Source organism: Anthropogastromicrobium aceti, from assembly GCF_020687335.1.
GTDB lineage: Bacteria > Bacillota > Clostridia > Lachnospirales > Lachnospiraceae > Anthropogastromicrobium > Anthropogastromicrobium aceti.
Genome location: NZ_JAJEQN010000055.1, coordinates 1 through 19,838 on the forward strand (window position 1 = coordinate 1; position 19,838 = coordinate 19,838).

Sequence of the window (19,838 nt, forward strand, 5' to 3'; positions counted from 1 at the left end):
AATATCGCCAGCCATAGCATGGCTGACGATACAAAAATTTATTATTTTTTATTGTCCTCTTGACGGGGAGCATACCATAATGGGGGTTCAGACCGTGGCTTTCAAATTGTGCAGACGGCGTCTGCACAATTTTTTCATTCGCCGTAGCAGCTATCAGCGAGTATGATTTTGTGCTTGCTGTTCCTGTTCTTTCTGTCTTTTTTCTTCTTCATTTTTCCAGTCAATTCCAAAAATATGCTGAACTGTCTGCTTTGCAATCAGGTATTCCTGCATTTCTTTTAATTCCCGATCATCTCACACAGCAAAGCTTATCATCCTCTGCATACAGCATACACCCCTGCACAGCAGTCAATGCACGAAGTCCTACATCCGCACAGTCTTCCGGATACTGTCCAGTAAAATAATAAATCTCTGCTTCACCATTTTCTACTAGAATATCGGCATGATGACCATTTGTCTGATCAGATGGATCCTTGCCTGGCCCTACAAGAAGATTACATGGGCAACGTTTCCAATTAGTAAAATCATCTGATACATACGCTGAAAGACCCTTCCAGCAATCACATATCATCCATTTCTTTCCACCAAGCTCAAATACATTCGGTCCTTCCTGTGAACAGTCAGAAATTTCCTCTCCAACTACCTCCCATTGATACAGGTCAGTGCTCTGTGCTGCATAAATATGGCTGTCATGGTTTTCATCTTTATACCACATCTTGTAAACACCCGGACAAACCTCATACACACATGCATCAATCACGCGCTCAGATGACAGCTGCAATGTTGACTGATAAGTCCAGTCCCAAAGATTTTCAGATGTATAGTGGAGAATGTGTCTTGGATACTCCCATGTTGTTGGGATTCCTGTAATATAGGATACATACATATGATATGTTCCATTTGCCTCAAAAATCTCTGGTGCCCAAAAGGTATTATGACCATGCTCAATATCAAGATTTTCTAATGTACCGCGATAAAGCCAGCCTTTTTTATCTGTTGACGTTGCCACTCCAATCTTACTTCCATGGATTGATGAAAATCCAACCTGCACCGATGTAGAACGCCTCTGGGTATAAAACATATAGTAGCACGCTTCCTTTTTGTTCCAAATCACCGTTGGGTCTGATGCTCCATCAAAAATAGGATCGCGAAACAACGGTGCTGGAAACCCCTTTTCCATTTTTGTTTCCATATTCTTTTCCTTTCTTTTGCAAAAGTTTTAACCCTTTACAGAACCAACCATCACACCCTTCTCAAAAAACTTCTGAAGAAATGGATAGATAACAATAAGCGGCAGTGCTGCAAATACCATGCAAGACAACTCAATTGTCTTATAGTTTGATGCCGATGCTACCACATTTCGAATATTGGCTGCGGTTCCTACATCCATTGACTTCTGGAGTTCTTCTGCTGCCTTACTCGACTTCGTAACAGAAAGCAAATAATATGATAATGTCTGGAGCTTTGGTGATCGTGTATAATACAATGTGGCTGTATAATCATTCCAGACACCCACTGCAGTGAAAATTCCAAGTGCGCTAAGTACTGGTTTTGAAAGTGGCAAAACAATCTTAAAGAATACACGATATTCAGATGATCCGTCAATTCTTGCTGACTCAAAAAGGGAATCTGGAATTCCTTTAAAGTTTGCAGTAAAAATAATAACATTATAAAATCCACCAAACAAGTTCGGAATTATATAAACCCAATAGGAATTATATAGTTTTAAATAATTGAAAAGAATAAAGTAAGCAATTACACCACCACTTAAATACATACTAGTAAATCCCAACAATGTATAAAACTTTTTTCCAATCAGATTATTTCTAGAAAAACCATATGCAAACATTGCTGTTATCAGTGTCTGAAAAAAAGTAACCAAAATCGTTCTGCTAGCAGTAATGCCAAATGCTCGAACAATTTCTCCATCTTTTACAACTGCTTTCCAACTATCCAATGTAAAATCACGTGGTAACAGATAGGCATATCCGTTCTTGGAAAGATCTGCTGCTGAATTCAATGAATTAATAACCGAATACCACATCGGATACAGTGTAATTAACATAATAAGTGTCATCACAATGTACAATCTAATCATGAAATATCTTTCATTTTTCTTTTTTGAATGTAGCTTTTTTTCTCTTGCCATTGTCTTTCCCTCCTTCCTAGAACAATCCACTACCTGTTAGTTTTCCTGAAACGAAATTTGCAATAAACAGTAAAACAAGTGCAATCGCTGACTTGAAAATATTGATTGCTGATGCCATACCAAATTGCAGCTGTTGCAGACCAACCTTATAAATATAGGTATCAATTACCTCGCTTCGCTCTAGGTTAAAGGAATTTTGCAAAACGAATATCTGATCAAAATTATTATTCATAATACCAGCTACTGCAAAAATTACCATAATTACAATTGTACCCTTTATACATGGGAGTGTAATGCTCCACATCTTGCGATAGCGTCCTGCTCCATCAATTTCTGCGGCCTCATACATTTCTTGATCTACTCCAGCAATTGCTGCTGTATATAAGATGGTTCCCCATCCAATTTCCTTAATCAAACTTGATATAATACTGATCGTCCAAAAATAATCTGGTTTTGCCATAAATACAACTGGATTTTTTAAAATGCCAAACTTTAATAAAAGCTGGTTGATTGCTCCATCTGAAGCCAATAAATTAATTACAATACTTCCAAAAACAACCCAAGATATAAAATGTGGCATATAGGTTACTGTCTTTACCAAATTCTTCATTTTTTCATGTGTAATCTCATTAATAAATAAAGCAAAGATGATTGTAAGCGGAATGGTAACCAATTGGCCAATCAGATTGATGCCAAGCGTATTTACAAGCATTCCCATAAAATCATGGTTGGAAAAAATAATTTTAAAGTTTTGAAAGCCATAAAATGGGCTAGTAAAAATTCCGACGATTCCCTGCGTAACCTTATAATTCTTAAAGGCCAATATCAATCCAAACAATGGAATAATATTAAAAACAATCATTAATAATGTTCCTGGTAACATCATTGAATGCAGTTGAAGTTGTACGCCTAATCCGTATCCTAACCTGTGTTTTCTTTTTGCCATACCTTCTCTCCTCTTAAAAAGCACGGTCTGCACAAATGTGCAGACCGTATTGACTTTCTTTCAATTTCTATTCAGCTTACTCGCCATAAACCTCTGCATTTGGATTTTCAATGCTCTGGTCATATTGCTCACATGCGGTCTGAAGATACTCATTTAATGCAGAATCTACTGCCTCAGCATCATACTCATTTAAGGTATCAATCATATTCTGGTATTCCTTTTCAAACTCCTCATCACTTGTTGCAGAAATAATCTTTGCCTTCTGACTTTCCAGATAATTTTTAATCTGTGTATATTTGATTCCCAAGTCGCTACTGGCTTCAAGCGGATTTGCATTTACTGTTGTAAGCAATCCGGAGTTGTAAATATAGGTTGTATCCCAGCGACCAAGTGCAGAGCATGCAATCGAATATGCCAAATCGGAACCATTTTCACCATCTGCTTGCTCCTCTGGTCCTGGCGTTGTTGCCCAGAAGAAATCGGTATCGTTAAACGGCCATAACCAGATATTCTGTGCATATACATCTTTGTAACGTGCAAGACCTTCCTCTGTACGAACCATAGTTCCGTTTTCCTGAACTGTATAATCTTCGCCCTCAACACCGTAATAATTTAACCACAATCCTTCTTCACTTGTTGCAAAGCTAAGTGCCTTTGCTAGTGCCTCTGGATTTTCACAATTCTTTGATACAAAGGTCTTAATCCATCCAGTTCCTGCCAAGGAATTGATTCCAACTGTCGGTACTGATCCAGTATCCGATAAAATTGGTCCATATGATGTCATATTAGATTTGCTTAAATCAGCCTGTGCCGGATTACCAAACCAGCAGAATACACGACCAGATTCAATATATGTAACAAGTGCATTTTCGTCCAATGTTAGCAGGTTCAAATCCATATAGCCATTTCGAACCATATCATTTGTAAATTTCAATACTTCCTTATAGCCTGGATTTAGCTCTCTCATACGATAATTTCCTTCTGCATCTACCGGAACTACACCAAAGCTATCACTCATTACACCATCCAATGAATTTAGCCAAAGATTTGCATTCATTGTTGCTACAATAATCGGTTCACCATCCACTGTATATCCAGAATTTGCTACCTTCTCTAAGGTTGCCATGAAAGCTTCTTGGGTTTGTACATCTTCCTGAGTAAGCCCAAGATCTTCCATAATCTTGGTATTGAACATAATGGAACTGTTCTGACCATAAACAACATTGTTTACATAGGTTTCTGAGCAAAGAGGATAGGTCTCTCTATGATCTACAGAATCAATATGGCTTGGGAAGAACCAGAAATCTCCATATGAATTGATAACAGCTTCCTTAACATCCTCTGGGAAATCTGATAGCAAATGAGAATCTGGATCATATTCTTCCATAAACTCGTCAATTGTCCATACATAACCAGACTCAATCAGCTGAGTGATCGTCTCATTATCCGTAATGGAAATTAAATCTGGAAGATCATCAGTTGCAATCATCAGTGCTAATTTGGTATCCGCATCCGTTGCCGGTTGCTCAATTTCAAAATTAACACCAAAATTTTCCTTGATGGAATCCATAAGCGGTGATGTCTCTGCACCATTCCAGTTTGCTGGTCCCCATCCAGACACATCCGAAAACCAATCAATTGTTACATCATCTGCTGCCATTGCATTTGTCTGAACTGCTATCGGAACAATTGCCATTGCTGCTAATGCAGATGTAAGTGTGAGTGCCATTGCTTTTCGCTTCATTTCTTTTTTCATGTTCTTGCCCCTTTCATTACTTTGTCCTGTTTTCAGGATCTCTACGTCTTGTGATGCCATTATTATACACAATTCATTTTCATCTTCACATGTATTATTTGGCATTTTGTTTGGTAATTTGTTTATTTTTCATTTGTACTTTGTTCATTTTCTATTCTTTTTTCTTTCCGATATTCATTTGGTGAAATGCCGTTATTCTTTTTAAATGTTTTTGAAAAATAAAACAAGTCTGTATAGCCTGTCTCCTCTGCAATTTCCGTGATTGTCTTATTGGTATAAACAAGTAATTCTTTCGCCCGCTTCATTCGCTGTTCCAAAAGCAGTTCTGAATAATTTTTTCCTGTCTGACGTTTTAATATCTGAGTCAATGCGCCTTGACTCATCCCAAGTTCTTTTCCTATCGTCGCTAACGTAGGTGCATTTGCAAGTTGATTTTCAATAAGGTGAATAATATACTGTGCACTGTCACTTCCTACCTCTGATTGAACTGGAAAAAATACCATCAACCATCTAAAAAATTCTTTATCACTCGGATAGCTGTGAATCATATCACACTCTCTTATCCATTCCTGTGGCTTTAAATTTTTTCCATGCGACTTTTTGTATTCATAATCTATTCGCTCTAAAATGGAGAACAATTCGTCTGACAATACAGCACCTACTTCTACCTCGTTTTTTAATGCTTCAAGCTGCATTCTCACTTGTGTATTTTGTTTATAATACATAGCTCGGCTCAACTCATCCCATTTTTTCCATCCATTTCCTTTTATATGATAAGAAAGAATTTGATTTTGTGAAAAATAGGCAGCTCTAAGTGCAGTTTGTGCTTCCCATATCATTTCTGATACTTTCTGTGTTCCATCGCCTATTCTTGAAATTCCCCATACAGTTTCTTGTTCTGAAACCTGTGCTAGAAACTTCTTAATTTCCTCTGACTTCGAACTTTTCTCCTGATCAGCAATACACAAACCATATGCATTTTCATCTCGCTCACCTAACAAAAAGAGCCGAAAACTCTCCACTTGAATCATTTTGCCATTCTTTTTATCTACAATGTTTTCTTTCTTGCATGAGGCTACAAAACAAACTTTGCCAATCCACTCCTGTTTTTCTATTTGAAACAAGCATTCTGCTGCTCTTTTGATCTGCTGATCCTGCATCTGTGTCCAAAATTGTTTTTCACTATATGCCTCTGTTTCTAACATTTTCTTTTTTTGCTCTGACAAAAATGTAAACAAGCGTATCATACACTCTTTTAATTGTTCCCTTTTCACTTGCTTTAAAAGATACTCAAAAGCACCATGCTTAATTGCTTCCTGCGCATATTGAAATTCTGCAAAACCACTGACTAACACAACCTGCGTCTTCATTTTGCTGTCATGTAATCTTTTTAGCAATTCTAAGCCAGTCATACCTGGCATTCGAATATCAGTAATCACTACATCTGGTGGATTTTTACAAATATCATCCCATGCTTTTTTTGCACTATTTGACTTTCCACAGATGCAAAATCCATATTCTTTCCATGGAATCAACTTCTCAAGACTAATCAGCGCCCATATTTCATCGTCAATTAAATATACCTGAAACATACTCATCCTCCCTTATATTTGCTTCTGACGGTACACAAATTTTGATTCTTGTGCCTACACCAATTTCACTTTCTACAGAAAACGCAAGATCCTCACCATAAAAAAGCCTTAGCCTTCGATAAATATTCACCATTCCAATTCCATGTTTTTCAATTGGCAATAAATTGGTTCGATCATATTCTTTTAATCTGGTATTCATCGCATCAAGAGTTGCCTGATCCATTCCATGGCCATTATCAGCCACTAAAATAATTAACTTTTGTCCTTTCTTTTTAATTTCTACCTGAACAATTCCATCTGACTCTATTGTTTCTAAGCCATGAAAAATCGCATTTTCTAATAGAGGCTGTATAACCATTTTGGGAAATATACATTCCATCGCATCTTCATCCGCATGATAGACGATCTGATATTGATTCATGAAACGATACCCAATAATCGACGCATAATCTTCAATATGCTGACAGATCACTCGAATCTGTGCATACCCCTTACCCCGAACATTATATGTAAAAAAACTGGCAAGTGACTCTGAAATAGCTGCAATATCCGGTACTTCATAATACAAGGCCATTCCTCTGATACATTCAAATGTATTGTACAGAAAATGTGGATTGATTTGATTTCGGTACGCCAAAAGTTCTGACTGTTTTTTCTGATATTCTACCTCAAGTATTTTCTTACTTGCCTGTATATTTTCATCATTTAGATGATCAAGCTCGTCTAGCATCTCATTTAAATTTTTTGCCAAAATGCCCATCTCATTATCAGAAAGTACTTTCATTCTACTTTTTCGATTGATCGCATAATAATTCATAAACGCAATCTGACGCTTAACCGGACGCAAAAAGCTTGCATAAATTCCCAAAAACAGCACGAAAATCAACATTCCTGTAACCAAATAGGTCATTAGATTAATTCTTTGGATTGTATTAATATCCCGAAATACGGTATTTTGGGGAATGCTAAATAAAATTTTCCATTTTGCCTTATCAAACTTTTCTATATATATAAATGAAGCCTCATCTGCCTCTTCATCCATTGAAAACCACTGACTTTTCGTTGGAAGGTAAGATGGTCGATCTCCCTTTTCCAATATAATCTGTGAATCACCATCTATAATTGCACACCACTGCTCTCCTGAACGCACCACATCTGGAAGTCTTTGCTCCAAAAAATCAAGACTTACTAACAAACTGCAACAACCATTTTTTTCTTTTACCACTGATTTTTCCACCAAATATAATGGCACGATCACTTGAAAATAATCGTTATTTTCGATGTGGTAAATTCCAGAAAATGAAATAGATGATCCATTATTCACAGTACTATATAACTCAGAAGGAATCGTAATTCCTGTATTTGCCATCATTTTTCCTTCATTATCATATAAAACAATTGCTTTTATATCATTTCGGATCGTTTTTAATCGGTTAAATTCATATTGAACACCAGAAAGCGCACTATTTCTCTCTCCAAAATTTTTTGCGGTCAAAAATTCATTTAAGCTCTCACTGGACATAATCGTATAAGACAACTGTACCAAATCAAAAATACCTCTGTTGATATCAGAAACCGTCTGGTCAAATAAGGCCTCATTATAGTCCTCGTATTCATTTCGAATTGACTTTCCGGCAATCTGATTTGAAAAATACCACGCCCCTACAAATATGGCAAATGAGATCATACAAATCCACGCATACACTGTCACAAGCTTCACTCTTCCAAATAGATCCAGCACTCTTCTGATCTTTCTCTTCACCCATTCCATCTGATACACTCCCTTTTCTATTTATTTCTTTTAAGATTTCTCAAAAATTGCTATATACAGTCTACTTTTTCACCCGATACTCTCCCGGTGTACAGTGCATATATTTTCGAAAGGTTCGGTTAAAATAGCTGATATTGTTGTAGCCGCATTCTGTCGCAATCTCACTGATTGGCAACATGCCATCCTTTAACATGTCACAAGCCACACCGATACGGTAATAATTTAAATACTCAATTGCAGTCATTCCTATCTGTGATTTAAAGAAACGGCAAAACTGTCCCTCACTCATATGGAAATATGCTGCAAGGCCACACAAAGTTAAATTCCTTGCATAATTTTCCTGTATATACTGCAGAATCTGCTTGATCATACGCACTCGTTCATCATCCTTTTTCTTTAGAGTAAATGACGTTGCTTCTGCATCCAAGCACAGATAATGCCATATGCGAAGCAGATTTGATTTAATCAGCAGCTCATTTTTTGCCATTTCCTGGCTGCAAAGAGCACGTATTTCTTCAAGCGGTTCTTCGATATGCGGCCACATAGCATCATCCTTTTTGAAATGGTCTCTGAAAATAAGCTCACCATTTGCCTGACGGCTGATATATTTTTGCTGAATATCATCATTGCCATAGCTGCTTATAAGCTCTCTTCCAAAATCAAGCGCATAAAAAGCCAATGGATTTTTTTCATCTCCCCTAAAGGAGTGTACAATCCCAGCATTAATAAATAAAATATCCCCAGGCTCAATATGCATTGTTCTTGTATTAAGACAAGCCGTTCCAGTACCTCTTGTAATCACCAGAAATTCATACTCTTCATGCCAATGCGGCGGTACTGGCTCTGGCCAGAGAGGTTCCTTTGTCATTTCATGAAGACGCAGATGAAATCGAATATCTCCGTGAAACTGCATTTCATGAATACGAGCAAATTCTAGTTGGTTCATATGTTTCTCCTCCTTTGTTGCAGTTCACAAGAAGCTCATTTGCAAAATCGCACACAACGTGTGAACTGTAAAATCAATTTTGTGTCAGAATCTGTGAAAAATGGTCAAGTATTTTCTTTCTTTTGTTAGTATAATACAATCAGAAGAAATTTGCGATACTTATCGCACTATTTATAAGGAGGTTTTTTATGCAATTTGAAACAGCAAATGGCGTTCTAATAGCCAGAAACGGCGGCGAAATGCTTCGTATTGAGCCGTGGGGCAAAAATTCTCTTCGTATTCGTGCAACCATGCTCCCAGAATTATCAAACCAAGCTTGGGCACTTACAGAAACACCAGAGAGCTCACATGCTGAGGTTGAGTGTCACGAAGTTGACCACTGGGTTGGTGACGGCACTATTGATAAGCGTGAGTCTGCCTCTATCACAAATGGACGCATATGCGCAGTTGTTAACTTTGCAGGTGTTATCACATTTTACCGTGACGGCAGACAGTTTTTACGCGAGTATTATCGCAGCTACGATGGCACATTAAGCCGCGAAAGCCGCTGCTTAAAAACTGTAAACCGCGAGTGGAAGGGCATCATTGGAGGAAGCGAATTCAGTCTGAATCTGAAATTTGACAGCAATGACGGTGAGAAGATCTTCGGTATGGGACAATATCAGCAGCCATATATGGATCTAAAGGGATGTACCCTTGAGCTTGCTCAGAGGAATTCCCAGATAAGTGTTCCTTTTGCTGTATCAAATCTCGGCTATGGTATGCTGTGGAACAATCCAGCTGTCGGACAGGTTACATTCGGAAAGAACTATACTGAATGGACTGCACGTTCCACCAAGCAGATGGATTATTGGCTTACAGTTGCTGACGGACCAAAGCAGATTTTGGAAAATTATACAGCCGTGACAGGACGCGCACCGATGTTTCCTGAGGACCGTATGGGACTTTGGCAGTGCAAGCTTCGTTACCGCACACAGGATGAAGTTCTTAGCGTTGCACGTCAGTACCAGAAGGAAGGCATCCATATTGACCAGATCGTAATCGACTTCTTCCACTGGACTGTTCAGGGTGACTGGAAATTTGATACCACCTACTGGCCTGATCCTAAGGCAATGGTAGATGAACTCCACTCCATGGGCATTAAGGTAATAGTTTCTGTATGGCCATCAGTTGACAGAAAGAGCGAAAACTTCCAGCCAATGATGGATCGCGGCCTTTTGATCCGGACTGAGCGAGGTGCAGCACAAACTTACGACTATCAGGGTGACTGTGTTGAGATTGATGTATTTAATCCTGAAACAAGAAAATACGTATGGGAAATCTGCAAGAAAAATTATTATGATTTTGGCATCGATGCATTCTGGCTTGACAACTCCGAGCCTGATTACGGTGTATACGATTTCGACCATTACCGATACATTGCAGGTCCTGCTCTCTCCTGCTCTAATATTTATCCGCAGCTGTACAGCCGCGTTTTCTATGACAACATGAAGGATCTTGGCGATGGCACTGTTGTTAATTTACTTCGCTGTGCATGGGCTGGCAGCCAAAAATACGGCAATGTTGTATGGTCTGGCGATGTTCCTAGTACCTTTGAGGCATTCTATGACCAGCTTCAGGCAGGCTTAAATATGGGTCTTGCCGGAATCCCGTGGTGGACAACAGATGTCGGCGGCTTCATGACTGATGATGTAAATGATCCAGATTTCCAGCAGCTTTTAATTCGCTGGTATGAGTTTGCTGTTTACTCTGCAGTTCTTCGTATGCACGGTGATCGTGGTCCTTACAACATTCCACCGCTTGATACGCGCGACTGGGGCGGCGGCTACCTTCATACAGGACAGCCAAATGAGCTATGGAGCTACGGTGAGGAAAATTACCGCATCATGAAGAAATATTATGATATCCGTATCGAGATGCATGATTACATCAAACAGCTCTACGAAGAAGCTTCATCAAACGGCTCTCCATTAATTCGTACAATGTTCTATGAGTTCCCAGAGGATTCAAAGTGCTGGGAGCTGCAGGATCAGTACATGTTTGGAAGCGACTACCTGGTTGCTCCAATCTTCCACTTAAACCAGTTTGAGCGCGAAGTTTATCTGCCAGCCGGAAAGTGGGAAGATACAAGAGACCACAAGGTTTACAATGGTGGCCAGACAATCACCGCAGACGCACCGCTTGATTCAATGCCAGTATTTAAACGCATTTAATTTTTTCATACAAAAAGTGGAGAAGCTCATTCGCTCCTCCACTTTTTATTGTTTCCTTATTCAACGATGACATCAAATCTCGGTGTTTTATCCTGTTCAAAATAGACACGTCTCATTCCACTTGACACAATCTTTTCCTCAAAGCTTGTAACCGCGTGATAGGCGATCCACAAATTTTGATCCCGATCCCAGAAAAATGAATTGTGCCCCGGACCATACTCGCCTGGAATGGTTGCAAAGCTAGCTATCGGTGTCTTCGCTTTTTCCCACACAGACAAATCACAAAGATCATCTCCATCATTTGCCGTCAACATGCCGATTGCATACAGATATCCTCTCGCATCGCCTCCCGAATAGGCCAAATAAATTTTGTTATGGTAATAAAATGCATACGGTCCTTCATTATTAATTGTATGCTCCGTATTTTCAAAGCCATACAGTGGTCTAGACAAGCACTTAGGTTCGCTAATCAGCCGTTCTGGATGCACTGGATCAAATTCGTCAATCATTAACATCGAGCCTGTATCAAGCGGTGTTCCAATGTTCTTTCGATGAGACCACACATAAAAATAGCGTTCTCCCGACTTTACAGGTGTCATATCAATATTAATGCCTTTTTCTGACAAAAAGCCTCCATTTGCCCTTCTTACACGGATTGGCTTTTCCCAATCTTTCGGATTTAAGATGTCGCCATTTTCTTTTAACTTCATAATATGGCACTGCGGATTCCATTCAGAATCACTGACTGTAAACAGCAAATACAAACTTCCATTCAGCACATGAAATTCCGGTGCCCAAAACAGCTGAACAAACCCATTTTCCGTATCCTTATCCAAAATCTTATACGTCTTTACATCTTTTGCAAACAAATCCTCTAGCTCATGCGCTTTTCTCACATAGAAACCAATGTCATTCTCATTGTCGTTCGTTGCAATAAAATAATAGTCATCCTTCCATAACAAAACCACCGGATCAGCAAGTCCCCGCGCAAGTGGGAATTTTAATTTTGGCTCTGTCATCTGCCTTTTTGCATGAAGTGCATTCCAATGATGCTTAATACATTGTGCCATTTCATCCGGTATTGCAATCTGATCGGTCATTCGAATTGCCTCAAGCGTCAAGCCTGTTTTTTCACACAGCTGTGCCCCTGAGCAAATCCCCCATTCGTCAAAAGTCAGAAAATCAGCTGTGCTCCAACTCCAAAAAGATCCCTTGTTTTCGCTGTTCACACTTCCATCAGATTTCCAGTCTTCTCCCGTAATTAAATAGGTAACTGCCCCATCCTTTTTTACTGCTGCTACTTTTAAATTGCCAACAAAGCTTGGTACAATCACATTATCCTCATTCACCCATGCTTTTGGAAATACCAAACCATAATTGTTGTGCAGCGGACACTCCTCTTCATTTTCCTTTACCGACAGATGTACGCTATATGCTAACCCATTCGGATACTGTCCTTTTACCGTCTTTCTGTTATACACCCTAAGAACTTCTTTTTTTCTCTCCTCCATTGTTTTTCTCCCTTTCAATTTCCGATAAAACCAAGAGCAATCTTTATCTGTACGATCTTCTTGGATTGCTGCCAGTCTCTGCACTCAGCTTATCACACACAAATTAAAAACGCAAGTAAAAAGCAAGTTGAAATCCTTGATGTTTTTATGTATAATCAGTCTTGGAGATGGCCTTTGGCATGACCACATACAACGCGTCATGTACGGTGCCACCTATATAAGGAGGATTTTATTATGGCAGCATGGAAAAATCTGGATACACTTGCTTCTTATGGCGAGCTTTCCAAACTGAAAAATCATGTCGATATCGCCAAGGCAATGTCTGGAGAAAACGGAGCTGAGCGTGTCGCAAAATACAGCGTACCGATGGCAGCTGGATTATGCTACAATTACGCTGCAAAAGAGGTTGACGAGACTGTTCTTGCCGCTCTTGAAAAGCTGGCTAACGAGGCTGAGCTTTCTGAAAAATTTGAGGAGCTTTACAACGGTGCCGTTATCAACACTGGAGAAAACCGTATGGTTCTTCATCACCTTGCTCGTGTACAGCTTGGAAAGGCTGTTGTTGCAGACGGCGTTGACAAGCGCGAGTTTTATGTAGCACAGCAGAAGAAGGCAGCTGATTTTGCAAACAAGGTTCACGCAGGTGAGATCACCAATGAAAATGGCGAGAAGTTCACCACCGTTGTTCAGATCGGTATCGGCGGAAGTGATCTTGGTCCTCGTGCTCTTTATATCGCACTTGAGAACTGGGCAAAGGCAAACAACACCTTCAAGATGGAAGCAAAGTTCATCAGCAATGTTGATCCAGATGACGCAGCAGCAGTTTTAGCAAGCGTTGATCTTGCACATTCCTTATTTATCGTTGTATCCAAGTCTGGAACAACACTTGAGACTTTAACTAATGAGGCATTCGTAAAGGACGCACTTGTAAAGGCTGGATTAAATCCATCCAAGCATATGTTAGCTGTTACAAGTGAGACATCTCCTCTTGCAAAGAGTGATTCTTATCTGACTGCTATCTTCATGGATGACTACATCGGCGGACGTTACTCTTCCGTTTCTGGTGTTGGCGGTGCAATCCTGTCTCTTGCATTTGGACCAGAAGTTTTCGCACAGCTGCTTGACGGTGCTGCCGAGGAAGACAAGCTCGCAGCAAACAAGAACATCTTCCAGAACCCAGATATGCTCGATGCACTGATTGGTATTTACGAGAGAAACGTTCAGGGTTATCCGGCTACTGCTGTTTTACCGTACTCTCAGGCATTAAGCCGTTTCCCTGCTCATTTACAGCAGTGTGACATGGAGTCAAATGGTAAGACCGTAAACCGCTTCGGTGAGCCAGTTGACTACCCAACCGGTCCTGTTATCTTTGGTGAGCCAGGAACAAATGGACAGCATTCCTTCTATCAGCTGCTTCATCAGGGCTCTGACATCGTTCCGCTACAGTTCATTGGCTTTAGAAACAGCCAGTTAGGTGTTGATGTTGACATCGAAAACAGCACCAGCCAGCAGAAGCTGTGCGCAAACGTTGCTGCTCAGATCGTTGCATTCGCTTGCGGAAAGAAAGATGACAACTTAAACAAGAACTTCAAGGGACATCGTCCATCAAGTATCATCACCGGTGATAAGCTGACTCCTGCTTCCTTAGGTGCACTTCTTGCTCACTTTGAGAACAAGATCATGTTCCAGGGATTCGTATGGAACTTAAACAGCTTCGATCAGGAAGGTGTACAGCTTGGAAAGGTTCTTGCAAAGCGCGTTCTTGCACATGACACAGACGGTGCTTTAAAGGCTTACAGTGATCTGTTAAATATCTAATTTGCGTTTAAAAAAGACCAGCGGGAGTTCTCGCTGGTCTTCTTTTATGAATTATCCTGATTATCTTCTTAGATTGAAATAATATTAGCTCGTTCTTTTTCCATTGCTTTTATTAAGAACGTCCTCATTCCTGTTCCAACCCACTGATGCCCACCTGAATGTATACTGTGAATTGGATATGCATTTTCATTAAAAATATGATATGCCTTACGAGTAACGTCTAATTGTGTGATAACATTATTCAATCCTGATTTTCCATTTAGTCCATCCTTTTCTCCACTCTCCACGAAGAACGGACGCGGTGCAATCAATGCCCCTAATTCACCCATATCTGCTGTTTCAAACATATGTGGAATAAAATTACAAGCACAATTTTGTGGAAGTTCAATTAGTGATTCTTTAAATCCATAGAAATATCCACTTGTAATCGCTGCCTTTACCCGATCATCCATAGCAGAAAACCATACAGTTTGCTGTCCGCCTCCTGACATACCTGCACAAGCTAAAAAGCCATTACTTTCTGAAAGTGCAAGTAAATAATCTGCAAGTCGCATCAAATCCCAAACTGCCATTCCAATTACACTTTGTCCAAATCCAATGCAAACCTGAAGTAGTTCACGATGTGAATTCATACGGATTTTCTCTGGTTCGTCTCCTTGCTCTGGAAACTCTCTGCGATCACCACTTCCTCGTTCATCTGGACAAACTACCAAAAAACCATCCTCGAGTGCATCACGAATAAATGCAGTCTGAGATTGAATAGTGCTTTCCTTTCCTCCACCATGTCCATGCGGAACAATCAATATCGGATGTTTTTTCTTTTCAAAATCTGGTTTTTGCTGATCTGGACGCAGCAAATAAAATGGCATCTCAATTTCAGGCTCAGTTTTTATAACCCAATATTCCGCAATCAAATCGTTTACGCGATCAGTGCGCAGATATTGTGCATCTGGTTCACAATACACACATTTATTCATGCCAGTAATTTCCCTTAAACGGTCACGTAAACTCTTTTTCCATGCCTCATGTTCCCCTTTTGTTTTCGCACTATATGCGTGTGTTAACGACCTGTTTTGATATTTTTTCTTATAAGTCTCTAATGTTGTGTAATACATATATACCTCTCCTGATCATCTAATGATCTATGTAGTTTTTAAAAATAATCTAGTGTTACTGGTCCAATTAAACCAGATGGCTCTATTGGCATTGTCATTGAGAAGAAATCTCTCTGTCTATTTGCCAATGTATTTGCGACTTCTACAAGTATACGATTTTCTCCTTCATGAAGCAACTTACCAATCTCAAAACTATATGGCAAAGCTACCCTTACACCTGCCTCCTTTTCATTAACAAGCACATGTGCAGTTTCATATACTTCCCCAAGATTTAACTCGCAACTTTTAACCTTTGGTAAAAATACAGTTGTTTCATATCGCATGACTCCACAAAAATAAGGATGTTTGCGGCAGAAATCTCCAGTTTTTTCTCTCTCCTGCAAAACATATTTTTCTGTTCCCGTCTCTTTTATCCAAAGTTTCCATGCAGCTGGCGTAATCTCAATTTTTCCAGTCTGCAAATCAGTTGCTTTTTTCAACTTCATTATCTCCTGTTTTTCTGCGAGAATTTTAGCATAAGGTGTACAATCACCCATATACAAAACCTTCATCTCACCTGGCACAAGCTGCAAACTTAAATCATTGTTTTCATCCCATTCACAAGGTTCAACAGTATTTTCCCATGCCTGATACCAACAGATACATTCTTTATCCATTTTGTGTGAATCCATCATCCCATCTTCAAAACAAAGTGATGTGTTAATTTCTTCCGTCTCTGACTGATTCATAAATAGCCAAAATTCTCCGTTTTGATGCTTATAATGATAATAGCGTAGCCACGGTTCATATTTTTTTGTTTTAATTTCATCAACTCCAAATGAATATAATATATCTGCTAAATCTTCCTGTTCACAAATTGTCAAATTGTCTTTTATCTGACTAGTCCACTCTCTTAAAATACCATTATTATCCATTGCAAGTGGTTTTTGTCCTACTACAACTATTTTGAGACCTTTTTCGGCTGCCTTGCAAAGCCAATCTGCCAGCATTTTTGTAATACATCTGCTTCCTGATAAAATAAGCACTGGAACCTGCTCATTTTCCCATTTAAGCTTTCCTTCCACTACTGTCATTGTCAACAGTACATCGGTTGGCAAAATCTCATAATCAATCTGATTTCTAAGCAATTGCTTTCCAATTGCCTCTACTGGAAGATATTCTCCTGCCCATTCCTGTTCAGCTGGATATACAACTGCCACAGCAGGAATATGTACTCCATTTGAAATCAAATGACTGACACGATTACAATATTCCATCAAATTTTTAAAATACGGGAATTGTGGATTCATTCCACGTGCATAAAAATGCGGCGGACAATCCGGATCTGGAAAGTCTTTCATTGAAAATGCATGTGGAACAAAATAGTTGATACCATTAACAAGCATATGGTCCAACAGCCATTTCATAAGTTTCAATCCCTCAGCCCATCCATATGCACCAAATACCTCACACAACGCTCTTCCCTTTTTTTTAGAATCCATATGTGCAAGAGATGCTGCCAGTTTTGCAAGTGCATAATGATATAACTCGCCATGATAGCCAAGATTTCCTCCAACACTATGGAATTTGCAGTCATCCAATCCTGGACGAATCTGCTGAAGCACAACATCTATTCCAGCCATATCCTGCCCCCAAAGCGCATGAAAATAATGACCTGCTCCAATTCCCATATGTGCATGCATTCCTCCGTCTTCAATTACATGACCAATATATTCCACACCATGTTGACGACACCAATCTCCAATCTGTTCACAGAAGTTCTCTCCATATAAACGAGCTGCAATATCAGCAAACTGCATACGACACAATCCACTTTTATTTTCGTTTGAATTTCTATCAGGTGTTGTCCAAAGTGCCATTAAATTTTCTGCAAACTCAGATCCCCACAGTTCTTTTAGTCTTTCATGCAATGTCTGACTCCACGGCATCTTCATATTGAATTTTCCAATATTAGCATCATGACCATATTCGCCGCCAAAGCTTCCGATTTCAGGCTCATCAGAGAAAAATCCTGCAAATGTTTTTCCAAAATCATCTTTATAGTGTGCATAATGAGGCTCATATATCTGATCAATAAAATAACGCACAGCATCATGATCAATCGTATTAATATAATTTTTTCTTCCAGTTCCTTTTCGAGTTGTTTTTATTACATTGACACACCAAAGTCCATTCGGCACATCTACAAACACTCTTCCATCCGACACCTGACTTGTCAAATCCTTTACTTCTGTCAGGCTATCCTGATTATCACGATCACGTTTTCCCATCGTCACTGCAACTAATTCTTCCCCTTGTTCCAGTATAATAAGCACACTTCTTCCCTGCTTTGGTCCAACAATATCAACACCATACTGTGTCAAATATATTTTACCATATGGCGAATCTGGTGCAATTTTTCCGTTGCAAAAGCCAGAAGGAAAGTGTGCATCATCTAAAACCCAGACACGCATATTTAATTCCTTTGCCTTTGCCATAATTATATCCAAATCTCTCCACCAGCCTTCTCCTACAAAATCTGGGTGTGGACGTGATTCGACGCAAACAGCTTTTATACCACTATCATAAATTCGCTGCATTCCCTCTTCTAATAATTCCTTTGATTCTCCATGCTGCCAGAAAAAGGGTAAAATATAATTATCTTCCTTTCCCTGTAGCACATCCATTAAACGCGGTTCCATCTACTTGTGCAATCCTTTCTGCTTCGTAAAATTTTGTAATCTCAGTATATCACACTTTTCATTTTCATCTAGTGATATTTTTACTCAAACATAAGAGCCTGCCATAAGTATGCGTAAAATTGATGCATACCCATGACAGGCTCCTTTTTCTATAGTAGTATTATTTCTTTTCTCTGAAAATTGCACGGAAAATCAGTCGTACTAGCGGGCCGCAATAAAACATCTGATACAAAATGGCCATCGGAAAATTCATGCCCCAGGTCTGTACCCATGTTGGGAAGTCCTTTGTATCCTTAAAAAGAATCGTTGCGATCAGGCTCATTATCGGGCACATGATACAGCAAATACAAATTGAAATTGCGTAGGTAATAAACTGCGGACGATCATCTGGTCTCATAACAGTAAATGCAAGCATTCTAGCAAGTTTCCCTACTACAAAAAATTCTAAAATGAATGCAATTGGAACCATTATCGGCATCTCGTGAAGTGCTGCTATAAAGGTTTCCCCTCTCACACCTCCCATATTGAGCGCAACATTATAAACGATCATTCCGTAAACCATAATGGTCGCCATGATTGCTGTGAAAATAACATCTTGAAACTTATTTTTTGGCATAATAAAATCCCTCCGTATGATAAAATGATACAAACAACTTGCGTGGCGGCAATTGCGTCATGTGTTGTTCGTTATAAAATTTTTAGGCAAAAACCCAGGGACTTGCCCCTGGGATGAAGCCAAGAAATATTTTTCTAAATCTTTAATGTCTATATCTTCTGAATATAACAGATCTAACAGCATAAAAGGCACATTTAATTAAAAAATTTATACTATTAAATCGGGAAAAAATCACATTCTTTGAACTTGCACATTGAGAAATTAAAGAAAAATGCCAGTTGACGGATGAAGAACGTGACTGACAATGAATATCATAGTAATAATCATTGTGTTACAGTTCACGGATGGGTTGAAAAAAGCCCATCGGCGCAATGGTTTCGTCAGCCTCTCTTTTCCGCAGGCACCTGTTACGTTATTTATTATATTATGTTACTTTGAAAGTCCTGCTTCAACGTTCGGCTTCGTGAAAGCCATTCGCCTCAGGGCTTTGCCATAAACATTGTCTGATCCGTGAACAGTAACACCATTGTAACTATCAAATGAAACATCCTGTCGTCTGGAGAGCCTGACGTTAAACGATTCTAATTCTTACCAATTATAAAAGTCAGTTAGCAGGCTAAGAAAATTTGTTGAATAATTAGACAATACTGTCGAATTTTGTCGAATTATTATACAGGCAATTATCAATTTCGTGTTTGTGATTTCTTGTAAAGTATGATATACT

13 protein-coding genes are annotated in these 19,838 nt (G+C 39.2%); 2 read left to right on the forward strand and 11 right to left on the reverse strand.

All coding sequences use genetic code 11. The annotated features are described in order from the left end of the window. Positions 1-289: 289 nt before the first annotated feature. From LKD48_RS14865 to LKD48_RS14895, 7 genes are all read right to left on the reverse strand, one after another. Positions 290-1,192, reverse strand: a complete 903-nt coding sequence (locus LKD48_RS14865) for a family 43 glycosylhydrolase (protein ID WP_308732448.1) — start codon at positions 1,190-1,192, stop codon at positions 290-292. A gap of 27 nt (positions 1,193-1,219) precedes the next feature. Next, positions 1,220-2,149, reverse strand: a complete 930-nt coding sequence (locus LKD48_RS14870; protein ID WP_308732449.1) for a carbohydrate ABC transporter permease — start codon at positions 2,147-2,149, stop codon at positions 1,220-1,222. A 16-nt stretch (positions 2,150-2,165) separates the two neighbouring features. Next, complete coding sequence (locus tag LKD48_RS14875) at positions 2,166-3,095, reverse strand: ABC transporter permease (RefSeq protein ID WP_308732450.1); 930 nt, start codon at positions 3,093-3,095, stop codon at positions 2,166-2,168. Between the two features lie 76 nt (positions 3,096-3,171). Then, positions 3,172-4,851: an extracellular solute-binding protein gene (locus LKD48_RS14880; protein ID WP_308732451.1), complete on the reverse strand. Its 1,680-nt coding sequence runs from the start codon at positions 4,849-4,851 to the stop codon at positions 3,172-3,174. 122 nt (positions 4,852-4,973) lie between these two features. After that, positions 4,974-6,443 (reverse strand): response regulator transcription factor, encoded by a 1,470-nt coding sequence (locus tag LKD48_RS14885; RefSeq protein ID WP_308732452.1) that lies wholly within the window; start codon positions 6,441-6,443, stop codon positions 4,974-4,976. Then, a complete protein-coding gene (locus tag LKD48_RS14890) occupies positions 6,421-8,214 on the reverse strand; it encodes a sensor histidine kinase (RefSeq protein WP_308732453.1) in 1,794 nt (597 codons plus the stop codon). The genes LKD48_RS14885 and LKD48_RS14890 overlap by 23 nt, the downstream gene beginning before the upstream one ends. A 61-nt stretch (positions 8,215-8,275) precedes the next feature. Then, positions 8,276-9,160 (reverse strand): AraC family transcriptional regulator, encoded by an 885-nt coding sequence (locus LKD48_RS14895; protein WP_308732454.1) that lies wholly within the window; start codon positions 9,158-9,160, stop codon positions 8,276-8,278. A 188-nt stretch (positions 9,161-9,348) separates the two neighbouring features. Between LKD48_RS14895 and LKD48_RS14900 the strand changes: the two genes are divergently transcribed. Beyond that, positions 9,349-11,373 carry a glycoside hydrolase family 31 protein gene (locus tag LKD48_RS14900; protein WP_308732455.1) on the forward strand — a complete coding sequence of 675 codons (2,025 nt, stop codon included), beginning with the start codon at positions 9,349-9,351 and terminating at the stop codon, positions 11,371-11,373. A gap of 56 nt (positions 11,374-11,429) precedes the next feature. Here LKD48_RS14900 and LKD48_RS14905 read toward each other — a convergent pair whose 3' ends face one another. Further along, complete coding sequence (locus tag LKD48_RS14905; RefSeq protein WP_308732456.1) at positions 11,430-12,884, reverse strand: family 43 glycosylhydrolase; 1,455 nt, start codon at positions 12,882-12,884, stop codon at positions 11,430-11,432. Between the two features lie 234 nt (positions 12,885-13,118). Here LKD48_RS14905 and LKD48_RS14910 point away from each other — a divergent pair, with 234 nt between their 5' ends. After that, entirely contained in the window at positions 13,119-14,702 is a 1,584-nt protein-coding gene (locus LKD48_RS14910) for a glucose-6-phosphate isomerase (protein ID WP_308732457.1), read from the forward strand. A gap of 68 nt (positions 14,703-14,770) precedes the next feature. Here the strand turns inward: LKD48_RS14910 and LKD48_RS14915 are convergent, their stop codons facing one another. The 3 genes from LKD48_RS14915 to LKD48_RS14925 form a co-directional block, all read right to left on the reverse strand. Beyond that, complete coding sequence (locus LKD48_RS14915) at positions 14,771-15,817, reverse strand: dienelactone hydrolase family protein (RefSeq protein ID WP_308732458.1); 1,047 nt, start codon at positions 15,815-15,817, stop codon at positions 14,771-14,773. A 38-nt stretch (positions 15,818-15,855) separates the two neighbouring features. Next, positions 15,856-18,498, reverse strand: coding sequence for a hypothetical protein (locus tag LKD48_RS14920; RefSeq protein ID WP_308732459.1), 2,643 nt, complete (start codon positions 18,496-18,498; stop codon positions 15,856-15,858). 160 nt (positions 18,499-18,658) lie between these two features. After that, positions 18,659-19,114, reverse strand: coding sequence for a DUF2798 domain-containing protein (locus tag LKD48_RS14925; protein ID WP_308732460.1), 456 nt, complete (start codon positions 19,112-19,114; stop codon positions 18,659-18,661). Positions 19,115-19,838: the final 724 nt, after the last annotated feature.